Origin of the sequence: Mesorhizobium sp. M1169 (genome assembly GCF_040318345.1) — a bacterium.
GTDB lineage: Bacteria > Pseudomonadota > Alphaproteobacteria > Rhizobiales > Rhizobiaceae > Mesorhizobium.
Window position 1 is genome coordinate 1 of the sequence record NZ_JAMYME010000051.1, and the last position, 11,793, is coordinate 11,793.

General features: G+C 62.9%; 12 protein-coding genes. 3 read left to right on the forward strand and 9 right to left on the reverse strand.

The genetic code is table 11. The annotated features are described in order from the left end of the window. Positions 1-14 precede the first annotated feature (14 nt). The 7 genes from NKH41_RS30110 to mdh all read right to left on the reverse strand — a co-directional run bounded on the left by NKH41_RS30110 (position 15) and on the right by mdh (position 7,648). A complete protein-coding gene (locus tag NKH41_RS30110) occupies positions 15-3,005 on the reverse strand; it encodes a 2-oxoglutarate dehydrogenase E1 component (protein WP_502906069.1) in 2,991 nt (996 codons plus the stop codon). Between the two features lie 126 nt (positions 3,006-3,131). Beyond that, the gene (sucD, locus tag NKH41_RS30115; protein ID WP_352450172.1) at positions 3,132-4,034 is read right to left on the reverse strand and encodes a succinate--CoA ligase subunit alpha; all 903 of its coding nucleotides are present in this window, start codon (positions 4,032-4,034) and stop codon (positions 3,132-3,134) included. A 12-nt stretch (positions 4,035-4,046) separates the two neighbouring features. Beyond that, the gene (locus tag NKH41_RS30120; protein ID WP_352767366.1) at positions 4,047-4,544 is read right to left on the reverse strand and encodes a DUF1579 family protein; all 498 of its coding nucleotides are present in this window, start codon (positions 4,542-4,544) and stop codon (positions 4,047-4,049) included. 2 nt (positions 4,545-4,546) lie between these two features. Then, on the reverse strand, positions 4,547-4,918 hold the full coding sequence (locus NKH41_RS30125) for a cupin domain-containing protein (protein ID WP_352767365.1): 372 nt from the start codon (positions 4,916-4,918) through the stop codon (positions 4,547-4,549). A gap of 32 nt (positions 4,919-4,950) precedes the next feature. Continuing rightward, on the reverse strand, positions 4,951-5,442 hold the full coding sequence (locus NKH41_RS30130; protein ID WP_352540825.1) for a hypothetical protein: 492 nt from the start codon (positions 5,440-5,442) through the stop codon (positions 4,951-4,953). Next, the gene (gene sucC, locus NKH41_RS30135) at positions 5,442-6,638 is read right to left on the reverse strand and encodes an ADP-forming succinate--CoA ligase subunit beta (RefSeq protein WP_352767363.1); all 1,197 of its coding nucleotides are present in this window, start codon (positions 6,636-6,638) and stop codon (positions 5,442-5,444) included. The genes NKH41_RS30130 and sucC overlap by 1 nt, the downstream gene beginning before the upstream one ends. Before the next feature lie 41 nt (positions 6,639-6,679). Continuing rightward, the gene (mdh, locus tag NKH41_RS30140) at positions 6,680-7,648 is read right to left on the reverse strand and encodes a malate dehydrogenase (protein WP_352456335.1); all 969 of its coding nucleotides are present in this window, start codon (positions 7,646-7,648) and stop codon (positions 6,680-6,682) included. Between the two features lie 232 nt (positions 7,649-7,880). On the opposite strand from mdh, the gene NKH41_RS30145 reads away from it, so the two are divergent. Beyond that, on the forward strand, positions 7,881-8,309 hold the full coding sequence (locus tag NKH41_RS30145) for a GNAT family N-acetyltransferase (protein ID WP_352685337.1): 429 nt from the start codon (positions 7,881-7,883) through the stop codon (positions 8,307-8,309). A gap of 31 nt (positions 8,310-8,340) precedes the next feature. Here the strand turns inward: NKH41_RS30145 and zapE are convergent, their stop codons facing one another. Both zapE and NKH41_RS30155 read right to left on the reverse strand, forming a co-directional pair. After that, positions 8,341-9,543: a cell division protein ZapE gene (zapE, locus tag NKH41_RS30150; RefSeq protein ID WP_352685338.1), complete on the reverse strand. Its 1,203-nt coding sequence runs from the start codon at positions 9,541-9,543 to the stop codon at positions 8,341-8,343. 144 nt (positions 9,544-9,687) lie between these two features. After that, a complete protein-coding gene (locus tag NKH41_RS30155; protein WP_352767361.1) occupies positions 9,688-10,227 on the reverse strand; it encodes a protease inhibitor Inh/omp19 family protein in 540 nt (179 codons plus the stop codon). A gap of 306 nt (positions 10,228-10,533) precedes the next feature. Between NKH41_RS30155 and NKH41_RS30160 the strand changes: the two genes are divergently transcribed. Both NKH41_RS30160 and NKH41_RS30165 read left to right on the forward strand, forming a co-directional pair. Further along, on the forward strand, positions 10,534-11,544 hold the full coding sequence (locus NKH41_RS30160) for an MBL fold metallo-hydrolase (RefSeq protein WP_352540819.1): 1,011 nt from the start codon (positions 10,534-10,536) through the stop codon (positions 11,542-11,544). 72 nt (positions 11,545-11,616) lie between these two features. After that, positions 11,617-11,778 carry a DUF1328 family protein gene (locus tag NKH41_RS30165; RefSeq protein ID WP_031195454.1) on the forward strand — a complete coding sequence of 54 codons (162 nt, stop codon included), beginning with the start codon at positions 11,617-11,619 and terminating at the stop codon, positions 11,776-11,778. Positions 11,779-11,793: the final 15 nt, after the last annotated feature.

An 11,793-nucleotide genomic window follows, 5' to 3' on the forward strand; every position in this document is an offset into this window, starting at 1 on the left:
TTCCGTGCGTTGCATCAAAGGCCCCCGCGGGGGCCCGCCCCCCGCGGCCGCCCGGGGCCGGCCCCGCTCCCCCCCCCGCCCCGGGCGGGGGCGGGCCCGCCCCCCCGGCCGGTATAGCGCACCCGCTGATGCTTGGCGTCGATATGCGCCAGCACCCATTCGAGATACGGATCGATGAACGACCAGGCGCCCATGTTCTTGGGCTCCTCCTGGCACCACACCATCTCGGCATTGCGAAAGCGCGACAGTTCGGTGATCAGCGCCTTGGCCGGGAACGGATAGAGCTGCTCGACGCGCAGCAAATAGATGTCGTTGATGCCGCGCTTCTCGCGCTCTTCGTAGAGGTCGTAATAGACCTTGCCCGAACAGAGCACGACACGGCGGATTTTCGAATCCTTGGTGAGCTTGATGGCCTGGCCTGACAGCAGCTGGGCGTCGTCCCACAACAGCCGGTGAAAGGCGCTTTCGCCCGACATTTCCGGCAGCGTCGATACCGCCCGCTTGTGGCGCAGCAGCGACTTCGGCGTCATCAGGATCAGCGGCTTACGGAAGTCCCGCTTCAATTGCCGGCGCAAGATGTGGAAGTAATTGGCCGGCGTCGTGACGTTGGCGACCTGCATGTTGTCTTCGGCGCAAAGCTGCAGGAAGCGCTCGAGCCGGGCCGACGAGTGCTCCGGCCCCTGGCCTTCATAGCCATGCGGCAGCAGGCAGACGAGGCCCGACATTCTGAGCCATTTGCGCTCGCCCGACGAGATGAACTGGTCGAACACCACCTGGGCGCCGTTGGCGAAGTCGCCGAACTGCGCTTCCCACAGCGTCAGCGCCTTCGGCTCGGCCAGCGAGTAGCCATATTCAAAGCCGAGCACGGCCTCTTCCGACAGCATCGAGTTGATGACCTCGAAGCCGGCCTGCGCCGCCGACAGATTGTTGAGCGGAATGTAGCGTGTCTCGTCGCGCTGGTCGTAGAGCACGGAATGGCGCTGCGAGAAGGTGCCGCGCTCCGAATCCTGTCCGGACAGCCGGATCGGATTGCCGTCGAGCAGGATGGCGCCGAAGGCCAGCGCCTCGGCCGTCGACCAGTCGATGCCTTCGCCGGACTCGATCGCCTGGCGGCGGTTGTCGAGGAAGCGGATGATCGTCCTGTGCGCCTCGAAATCCTTCGGCACCTCGGTCAGTTTCTTGCCGATCTCCTTCAGCATCTTGACCGGCACGGCGGTCTTGCCGCGCCGCTGTTCGTCCTGGTTGTCGGCCGAGCGCAGGCCGGACCACGCGCCGTCCAGCCAGTCCGCCTTGTTCGGCTTGTAATGCTGGCCCACCTCGAATTCCTGCTCGAGATGCGCCCGCCAATCGGCCTTCATCTTTTCGAACTCGGCCTGGGTGATGTGGCCTTCGGAAATCAGCCGGTCGGCATAGATCTGCACCGTCGTCTTCTGGTTGCGGATCTTGCGATACATGATCGGTTGGGTGAAGGCGGGCTCGTCGCCCTCATTGTGGCCGAAGCGGCGGTAGCAGAACATGTCCACCACGACAGGCTTGTGGAACTTCATGCGGAATTCGATCGCCACCTTGGTCGCATGGACCACGGCTTCCGGATCGTCGCCATTGACGTGGAAGATCGGCGCCTCGATCATCTTGGCCACGTCGGACGGATAGGGCGACGAGCGCGAGAAGCGCGGGTTGGTGGTGAAGCCGATCTGGTTGTTGATGATGAAATGCAGCGTGCCGGCGACGCGGTGGCCGCGCAGGCCCGACAGGCCGAGGATTTCGGCAATCACGCCCTGGCCGGCAAAGGCGGCGTCGCCATGCAGCAGCAAGGGCAGCACCTTAGCACGCTCTTCCAGCGGCACGATCTCCTCGCGGCTGCGGCCGAACAGATAGTCCTGTTTGGCGCGCGCCTTGCCCATCACCACCGGGTCGACGATTTCCAGATGCGAGGGATTGGCGGTCAGCGACAGATGCACCTTGTTGCCGTCGAACTCGCGATCCGACGAGGCACCGAGATGGTACTTCACGTCGCCCGAGCCCTCGACCTCGTCGGGCGCGGCCGAGCCGCCCTTGAACTCGTGGAAAATGGCGCGGTGCGGCTTGGCCATCACCTGCGACAGCACGTTCAGCCGGCCGCGATGCGCCATGCCGAGCACGATCTCCTTCATGCCGAGCTGGCCGCCGCGCTTGATGATCTGCTCCAGCGCCGGGATCAGTGACTCGCCGCCATCAAGGCCGAAGCGCTTGGTGCCCTTGTATTTGACATCGATGAATTGCTCGAAGCCTTCCGCCTCGACAAGCTTCTGCAGGATTGCCTTCTTGCCGGCGGCGGTGAAGGAGATCTCCTTGTCGGTGCCTTCGATACGCGCCTGGATCCAGGCCTTCTCCTCGGGATCGGAAATATGCATGAATTCGACGCCGAGCGTCGAGCAATAGGTCCGGGTCAGGATATCGAGCATCTGCCGGATGGTGCCGAATTCCAGCCCGAGCACATTGTCGAGGAAGATCGGCCGGTCGTAGTCGGCTTCGGTGAAGCCGTAATTCTCCGGCGACAGCTCGTTATAATCCTCGAGCGGCTTGGCAATGCCAAGCGGATCGAGATTGGCGTGCAGGTGGCCGCGCATGCGGAAGGCGCGGATCATCATGATGGCACGGACGGAATCGCGCGTCGCCTGATGCACGTCGGCGTCGGAAAGCGCTGCGCCGTTGCCGGCCGCCCTGTCCTTGACCTTTTTTTCGATGTGCTTTTCGACCAGGCCCCAATTGCCGTCCAGCGCCGAGACCAGCTCGCCATTGGCCTGCATCGGCCAGGTGGGCTTGGCCCAAGAGGCGCCCTTGGCGTTCCTGCGCACGTCGCCGGCGTCATCCTTCAGCGCCGCGAAGAAGTCCTGCCATTCGGGATCGACCGAAGCGGGATCGTCCTCATAGGCGGCATAGAGCGCGTCGATGTAATCGGCATTGCCGCCATAGAGGAAAGAGGTAAGCGAAAATTGGTCGTTGGCCTGATCTTGTCTTGCCATGTCACTGTCGAAGCCTTTGCTTCGTCTCCTTTGTTGGAGGGGAGTAAGGGAATAGGGGAGTAAGGGAGTAGGGCAAATGCCCTCGTCTTGTTCCCTACTCCCCTATTCCCGTACTCCCTTACTCCCCTAACCCTTGATCGCCTCGACCAGCGTCGTGCCGAGCCGGGCCGGCGACGGCGAAACCTTGATGCCGGCCGATTCCATCGCCGCGATCTTGTCTTCCGCGCCGCCCTTGCCGCCGGAGATGACCGCGCCCGCATGGCCCATGGTGCGGCCCGCCGGCGCGGTGCGCCCGGCGATGAAGCCGGCCATCGGCTTGCTGCGGCCGCGCTTTGCCTCGTCCTTGAGGAATTGCGCGGCGTCTTCCTCGGCCGAACCGCCGATTTCACCGATCATGATGATCGACTTGGTCTCGTCGTCGGCGAGGAACATCTCCAGCACGTCGATGAACTCCGTGCCTTTGACCGGATCGCCGCCGATGCCGACGGCGGTGGTCTGGCCGAGGCCGACATTCGTGGTCTGGAACACCGCCTCATAGGTAAGCGTTCCCGAGCGGGAAACAACGCCGACCGAGCCCTTGCGGAAGATGTTGCCGGGCATGATGCCTATCTTGCATTCGTCGGGGGTCAGCACGCCGGGGCAGTTCGGCCCGATCAGCCGCGACGTCGAACGGTCGAGCCTCGCCTTGACCTTGATCATGTCCATCACCGGTATGCCCTCGGTGATGCAGACGATCAGCGGGATCTCGGCCTCGATCGCTTCCAGGATCGCTTCGGCAGCACCCGCCGGCGGCACGTAGACGACCGAAGCGTTGGCGCCGGTCCTGGCCTTGCCTTCGGCTACGGTGGCGAAGATCGGAAGCGCCTCGCCTTTGGCGCCGGTCCAGGTTTCGCCGCCCTTCTTGGGGTGGATGCCGCCGACCATCTTTGTGCCGTGGTAGGCGAGCGCCTGTTCGGTATGGAACGTGCCGGTCTTGCCGGTCAGGCCCTGCACCAGCACCTTGGTGTTCTTGTCGACGAGAATGGACATCGGAGCCCTTTTCTAAAAACCGTTGATCGAGGAAGGCGAGACGCGCCGGTAGACGCCGCTCACCATGTCTTGCCAGCCATCGCCGCCGGCAGGTTTGAAATGCAGTCGCATGCGGAAGGCATCGGCATTGTCGAAAATATAAGTCACACGCGCGGAGCCGCGCTGCGACGACCGCTCCAGAACCAGCTCCGTGCCGTTCCAGCTGCCTTTGGCCGGCGACATCGGCACGAAACCCATCGAATCGAACTGGTGCATGGTGACGATTTTGTTTTGCTGGTCGAAGCCGAACACGCTGTACGCGCCGAACGAAACCGTGCCGTCGCGGCGCTGGCGATAGCGCTGCACTACGAACAGGCCGCCGAACTGTGCCTCTGCCAGTATTTCCGAACTCGCTGTTCCGCCGTCGGCCCATTTCGTGGCCGACACCTCTTCCTCGCCGCGCCACGCTCCGACCAGCGCCCGCAGGCGCTGGTGATCGGCCGAGAGTGAGGAGAAGGGCGCAGCGTTCATGGTCAGAGCCGCTTGAGATCGGCGGCGGTGAGGTCGCTCTTAGCGTTGCCGGTGTTGAGCGTCGTCGCCGGCTCGAACATCAGCACCACCGGCTGTTCGCTGAGCGAGCGCGGCCGGTGCTCGACGGCGCGCGGCACAACGATGAACTCGCCGCTGCCAAGCTCAACCGTGCCGTCGCGGAAATCGATGGCGATGCGGCCGCGCAGCACCAAGAATGCTTCGTCTTCATTGTCATGCGCGTGCCAGTCGAAGACATCGCCGAATTTGGCGATCTTGACCTGGCTGTCGTTCACGTCGCCGGCGATATGCGGATCGAAGACCTTCTTGATCTTCTGATCCGCCGCCTCGACGAGGTTTATCTTGTGCGGAGGCATCGCCTATCAACCTTGACCCTGAAGTTCTGTTTTCAAGCTGGGCATTTTTGGTTTCCGTGAACGACAGCACCGATCCATCGGCCCCCGGCGCGCCGGATCGTCACGATCTGCACCGATAAATTGCCGCCAGACGTTCTCAATTCACCAAGGGACTTGGGGTCATCATCGGCTTGGAAACTGCTGCCATATTTGGTCAGAAGCCTTTTCAGGATCATGTTGGCGGCCAGCTTCGGATCGTTGGTGCCGAAGGAGACCAGGCAGTCGCAGCGACCGTTCGAACTCTTGATTGAGGCAACGATTTCCGTAGCCTTGTAGACTTGTAGCCCGTCGGATCCGGCCTTGAACCCGCTTTGCCGGGCAACCGCGTTGAACCGGCCGAAGCTGGGCGCCGTTGCCGGACATAAGTTCATGAAGAGATTGACCCTCTTGCCGATCCAGGCGGGCGACTTCGAACTATCCGCGGCCGCAGCAGCGCTGGCCCAAAAGGCCATGCCGCAGAGCGCTATGGCCAGCAACCGATGCATCAGTCGCCCTTCACCGCCGCGACAATCTTCTTGGCTGCGTCATCGAGGTCATCGGCCGACACCACGTTCAGCCCGCTGTCGTTGATGATCTTCTTGCCGAGCTCGGCATTGGTGCCTTCCAGCCGCACCACCAGCGGCACTTGCAGGCCGACCTCCTTGACCGCGGCGATGACGCCCTCGGCGATGATGTCGCACTTCATGATGCCGCCGAAGATGTTGATCAGGATGCCTTTGACCGCCGGATCCTTGGTGATGATCTTGAACGCCGCCGTCACCTTTTCTTTCGACGCGCCGCCGCCGACATCGAGGAAGTTGGCCGGCTCGGCGCCATAGAGCTTGATGATGTCCATCGTTGCCATGGCAAGGCCGGCGCCGTTGACCATGCAGCCGATATTGCCGTCGAGCGCGACATAGGCGAGGTCGTATTTCGACGCCTCGATCTCCTTCTCGTCCTCTTCGGTGGTGTCGCGCAATTCGAGCACGTCGGGGTGGCGGAACAGCGCATTGTTGTCGAACGACACTTTTGCGTCGAGCACGCGCAGCCGGCCGTTCTTCATGACGATCAAAGGGTTGACCTCGAGCAGGCTCATGTCCTTCTCGACAAAGGCCTTGTAGAGGATGGGGAACAGCGTGGCGCCATCCTTGGCGGCGTCGCCGTCGAGCCTCAGTGCGGCGTTGAGCTTCTTCACATCGTCGGCCGTCACGCCCTTTTCCGGGTCGATGGCGACGGTGATGATCTTTTCCGGCGTGTCGTGGGCGACCGCCTCGATGTCCATGCCGCCCTCGGTCGAGACGACGAAGGCGACGCGCCCGACCGAGCGGTCGACCAGGATCGACAGATAGAGCTCGCGGTCGATGTCGGCGCCGTCCTCGACGTAGAGCCGGTTGACCTGCTTGCCGGCCGGGCCGGTCTGCTTGGTGACCAGCGTATGGCCGAGCATCTCCTTGGCGTTGGCGACGACCTCGGCCACCGACTTCGCCAGCCTGACGCCGCCCTTGGCATCGGGCCCGAGCTCCTTGAACTTGCCCTTGCCGCGGCCGCCGGCATGGATCTGGCTCTTGACTACATAGAGTGGGCCGGGCAGCGCCTTGGCGGCAGCTTCCGCCTCGCTCGCCTTGAACACCGGCACGCCCTCGGCCACGGGTGCGCCAAAGCCTTTCAGCAGCGCCTTGCCCTGATATTCATGGATGTTCATGCGCTATGTCTCCAGCTTGCTTGGCGGGCTTGGTTACCGGCTTACTTGGCCGCGAGATGCGGAGCGATCTTGACGCAGGCGTCGCACAGGCCCTGCACCGCCGCGACCGAATTGTCGAACATCTTCTGCTCGCTCTTCGCGAGCTCGATCTCGATGATCCGCTCGACGCCGCCGGCGCCGATTACCACGGGAACGCCGACATAGGTGTTCTTGACGCCATATTGGCCGGAGAGGTACGCCGCACAGGGCAGCACCCGCTTCTTGTCCTTGAGATAGGCTTCGGCCATGGCGATGGCCGAGGCGGCCGGCGCATAAAAGGCAGAGCCGGTCTTGAGCAGGCCGACGATCTCGGCGCCGCCGTCGCGGGTGCGTTGCACGATCTGGTCGAGCCGCTCTTTCGAGGTCCAGCCCATCTTGATGAGGTCGGGCAGCGGGATGCCGGCAACCGTCGAATAGCGGATCATCGGCACCATGGAATCGCCATGGCCGCCGAGCACGAAGGCGGTGACGTCCTCGACCGAGACCTTGAATTCCTCGGCCAGGAAATAACGAAAGCGCGAACTGTCGAGCACGCCGGCCATGCCGACGACATGGCTCTTGGGCAGGCCGGAAAACTTCTGCAGCGCCCAGACCATGGCGTCGAGCGGATTGGTGATGCAGATGACGAAGGCTTTCGGCGCGTATTTCTTGAGGCCGGCGCCGACCTGCTCCATCACCTTCAGATTGATGCCTAGAAGATCGTCGCGGCTCATGCCGGGCTTACGCGGCACGCCGGCGGTGACGATGCAGACATCGGCGCCCTCGATGCCGGCATAGTCGTTGACGCCGGTCAGCCTCGAGTCGAACCCATCGACCGGCGACGACTGCGCGATGTCCAGTCCCTTGCCTTGGGGGATGCCTTCGGCGATATCGAACAGCACGACGTCGCCGAGATCCTTGAGGCCGACCATGTGGGCGAGGGTGCCGCCGATCATGCCCGAGCCGATGAGCGCTATCTTGTTGCGTGCCATGTCAGGATGTTTTCCCTTTGACTATGACGGCGCCCAAATCCTTGACGATTTGATGACGGCGTCGGAGGAAGAGGCCGGAATGCTGCGGAACCGCGAAATTCGCCGCACGAAATAGCCCCGGCCGCACAAAAATTCAAACGATTATTTTGGAGTGAGTAATTTCAATCGGTTAGAAACAATGGGAATTACGTAAACGTCAAAATTCTGAAGCCGACTAGAGGAATTCTACACAATGGCAGTGGAAATCAGAAGGCCGTTTCCTGGCGATGACGCCCTTGTGATGCGGGTTGCCGACGAAGTCTTCGACGAGCCGGTCAGGCCGGATCGGCTCTCCGCCTATCTCGCGGGGCCCGGTCATTTCATGGTCGTGAACCTCGCCGACGGCATCGTCGTTGGCCAATGCGCAGCCGTCATCCACCGCCACCCGGACAAGGTGAGCGAACTCTACATAGACGAGGTCGGCGTGGCGCCGGCCTTTCAACGCCTAGGCATTGCGACGAGGATGCTCGGCGCCATGCTGGCACGCGGTCGCGAGCATGGCTGTGAGGAGGCGTGGGTCGGCACCGACCCGGACAATGTTGCTGCTCGCGCACTTTACGAGTCGCGAAAAGAGCCGCATGGACCGGCGGAGGGGTTCGTCATGTATGTTTATCGGTTATAGCCGGCGGCAGCGACCCCTTCTGTACTATCCCTCACGCCTGAGCCTGCCGTGCCTCGGTCGATGATCCCTGCGCCCCCTGCCTCTCCGCCCAGTTCTCCAGCCAGTCGTGGCTCTGCATCTCGATCAGCCGCGATGCGGTGCGCTCGAACTCGAAGACTTCGTTGCCGCGCTTGGCCGTATAGAGCTGCGCCGGCGGTGCCGCGGCGCTCAGCACCAGCCGTACATGATGATCGTAGAGCGTATCGACCAGCAGGATGAAGCGCTTGGCTTCGTTGCGCTTGCCTTCGCCGAGCACCGGCACACGGTCGATGAAAATGGTCGAGAAACGGCTGGCAATGGCAAGATAGTCGCGGGCGCCGAGCGGCCTCTCGCAGAGATCGGCGAAGGAAAACCGCGCCGCCTCGCCGGCAGAACGCGGCACCACGACGTGCCGGCCCTTCACCGTCAGCATCGTCTCGGCCGTCGGCCTGCCATGCGTCATCACCGCCCACGCGTCGTCGAGCGCATGGTCGGCGGCGGCATCGGCCGCGGTGATGTAGACCGGCATGCGGCTGAGCTTGTCGAGGCGGTAGTCTTTATCGGCGTCCAGCGCCAGCACCTGCGCGTGGCGCTCCAGGATAGCGACAAACGGCAAAAACAACTGACGGTTCAGGCCGTCGCGGTAGAGATCCTGCGGCGCGACATTGGAAGTGGCAACCAGCACCACGCCATTGGCAAACAACGCCGAAAACAACCTTGACAGGATCATCGCATCGGCGATGTCGGTGACGGAGAACTCGTCGAAGCATAGCACCCAGGCTTCCTCGGCCAGCGCGCGCGCCACCGGCGGGATCGGATCGTCCTCCTTGGCCGTGCCGTTCTTGCGAGCCTGTCGGTGCTTCTGGATGCGGTCCTGCACGTCGGCCATGAAGTCGTTGAAATGCACCCGGCGCTTGCGCCGCACCGGCAGCAGCTCGAAAAACATGTCCATCAGCATGGTCTTGCCGCGGCCGACGCCGCCATGGATATAAAGGCCCTTGACCGCCTCGTGCACCTCGCGCTTGCGGGCGAACAACCACCCCAGCGCGCTTGATTTCTGCGCCAGCCGCTTTGCCGATATCTCTTCGATCAGCCGGTCGAGCGCAGCGGCGATCCGCTCCTGCGCCGGATCGCGCCCGATGGCGCCCGTCTCGACCAGATGGTCATAGCGCTGCTTGACGGTCGCATGAGTCTGGAGGCCGTCACGCAGATGCATTGGTCACGTCGTTCCGGAGCAATTCCAAGAAAAGTGTGCAGCGGTTTTCTGTCCGGAATTGCGTAAAAAACAAAAGAGAGCAATTCCAAGAAAAGTGTGTAACGGTTTTCCGTCCGGAATTGCGTAACAATGAGGGCCGTTTTCTTACCTTGTAAGCGAGATCGGCAGGCCGTTGGAAGTCTGGCCGTCGAATTTCTCGCCGCCTGAGGAATAAAGCCGTGCCAGCGTGCCGCCATTCTCGTCGTAGAGCGTCAGTTGCTTGCCGGCGACGTTCCAGGATTTGATGCCATCGAGCGGCGCCGGGCAATGCAGCGGTCCGGCGCGGTAGCCCGACCCGAATTTGGTCTGCGGCGTCGCCACCTGACAGCTCTGGCCGGACACGCTTGCCTTCCAAACACCGGCGACGCTGGACGCGGTCAGGTCGGCCGCACCGGCCGGCGCGGTCCCGTCGGGCGGCAGCGAGGCGACCTGCGTGTTCTGCGGCGCGGTCGGAAATTTCGACGGGTCGGCCGGGCCGGGTGTCGCCGGTGGCGGCAGCTGGTTTGCAGTCACCTTGCCGGCGGGCGCAGCTTCCAGCGGCGCCGGCTGCTGCTCGTCCATCGATGTGAACCGTGAGGTTGAACAGCCGCTCGCAACGAGCACGGCCAACGATACGGCCAGCGGGCCGGTTTTCGAAAGTTTCATTCTTCAACCTCCGTCGGATCGGGCTGGGGATGCCGTCCGCGCAATGTCCCCCTCACCAAGATGGAGAAGGTGGCGAAATTTCAACCCGATATGGTTAAAATACGGTTTGCGCCGGTAATGTTGCAAATTTGTCGCAAAATTCACATTGCCTGAAATTGCGTTACGCCTTGGCCGTTTGGCCGACACCTGCGGTTGATTTCGATACGGCGCGCTGGCGCCAAATCCCTGGCGTTCACCTCAAATGCTTGTGCGGGCCGGCGCCGGCATTATCTCTTGGCGATCAGCAAACTGCAGGGAGCCGATTTCTTGGCCGCGAGAAAGAGAGCCGCCAACCGCTATTACAGCGGGCCGCCCAGCGATCATTTCGACGGCACCTTGTTCTTCAATCCCGACGGACGGCCGCCCGGTCGCTTTGCCGATCTGTTGAAATGGCAATTGAGCCGCGAGCGCTCGAAATGGCCGGCGGCGGATCCGAGCCCGTTTCCACCGGCAAGACCGGTCGAGCGCATCGATGGTTCTGCGCTGCGCCTCACCATGGTCGGTCATTCCTCGCTGCTCGTCCAGACAGCCGGCCTGAACATCCTGACCGACCCGGTCTGGTCGCGACGCGTCTCGCCGCTCTCCTTCGCCGGTCCGAAACGCGTCAATCCGCCGGGCATCGCGTTTTCGCATTTGCCGCCGATCGACCTCGTGCTGGTCAGCCACAACCATTACGACCATCTCGACCTCGCCACGCTGAAGCGCCTGAAGACAAGACACGACCCGCTGCTGCTGACGCCGCTCGGCAACGACACGATCATCGGCGCTGCCGTGCCCCGTATGAGGCTTTCCGCGCATGACTGGGGCGACCGGGTCGATATCGGCGATGGCGTCGCCGTCCATGTCGAGCCGGTGCACCACTGGTCGGCCCGCGGTACTCGCGACCGGCGCATGGCGCTGTGGGCGGGTTTCGTCGTCGAGACACCCGACGCAAAGATCTATTTCGCCGGCGATACCGGCTTCCACGGTGGCATCAATTACCGGCTGATGGCGCAAAAGCACGGCGGCTTCCGCCTCGCCATCCTGCCGATCGGCGCCTATGAGCCGCGCTGGTTCATGGCGCCACATCACCAGGATCCGGAGGAGGCGGTGCAAGGCATGCTTTTGTGCAACGCCGCCTATGCAGCCGGCTGTCACTGGGGCACGTTCCGGCTCACCAACGAGCCGATCGACGAGCCGCCCAGAAAGCTCGGCGAAGCGCTCGATGCTGCCGGCCTGCCGCGGCAACGTTTTCGCGCCTTGCGGCCGGGCGAAGTCTGGGACGTGCCGGCGGTCTAGCGCGGCGGAACCTAAGGCATCACATAGACGTTTGTAGGTGTTCAAACCTGTCGCCTGCGCGAGGTGTCTCTCATGATCAGGTGGATCATCATTCTTTTGATTATCGCGGCCGCGGCGAGCCTGCTCGGCATGCCGGCACTGGCCGGAGCCGCCGCCACCGGCGCGCGCATCCTCATCGGCATCGTGCTGATCATCTTCCTGCTGATCGTGCTTGGCGTCTTCGCGGTGACTTGAAAATCACGCCGCGCT

Excerpts from the sequence above, each read along its gene's own strand:
- NKH41_RS30110 (WP_502906069.1), bottom strand. The coding sequence starts at position 3,005 with ATGGCAAGACAAGATCAGGCCAACGACCAATTTTCGCTTACCTCTTTC.
- sucD (WP_352450172.1), bottom strand. The coding sequence starts at position 4,034 with ATGTCCATTCTCGTCGACAAGAACACCAAGGTGCTGGTGCAGGGCCTG.
- NKH41_RS30120 (WP_352767366.1), bottom strand. The coding sequence starts at position 4,544 with ATGAACGCTGCGCCCTTCTCCTCACTCTCGGCCGATCACCAGCGCCTG.
- NKH41_RS30125 (WP_352767365.1), bottom strand. The coding sequence starts at position 4,918 with ATGCCTCCGCACAAGATAAACCTCGTCGAGGCGGCGGATCAGAAGATC.
- NKH41_RS30130 (WP_352540825.1), bottom strand. The coding sequence starts at position 5,442 with ATGCATCGGTTGCTGGCCATAGCGCTCTGCGGCATGGCCTTTTGGGCC.
- sucC (WP_352767363.1), bottom strand. The coding sequence starts at position 6,638 with ATGAACATCCATGAATATCAGGGCAAGGCGCTGCTGAAAGGCTTTGGC.
- mdh (WP_352456335.1), bottom strand. The coding sequence starts at position 7,648 with ATGGCACGCAACAAGATAGCGCTCATCGGCTCGGGCATGATCGGCGGC.
- NKH41_RS30145 (WP_352685337.1), top strand. The coding sequence starts at position 7,881 with ATGGCAGTGGAAATCAGAAGGCCGTTTCCTGGCGATGACGCCCTTGTG.
- zapE (WP_352685338.1), bottom strand. The coding sequence starts at position 9,543 with ATGCATCTGCGTGACGGCCTCCAGACTCATGCGACCGTCAAGCAGCGC.
- NKH41_RS30155 (WP_352767361.1), bottom strand. The coding sequence starts at position 10,227 with ATGAAACTTTCGAAAACCGGCCCGCTGGCCGTATCGTTGGCCGTGCTC.
- NKH41_RS30165 (WP_031195454.1), top strand. The coding sequence starts at position 11,617 with ATGATCAGGTGGATCATCATTCTTTTGATTATCGCGGCCGCGGCGAGC.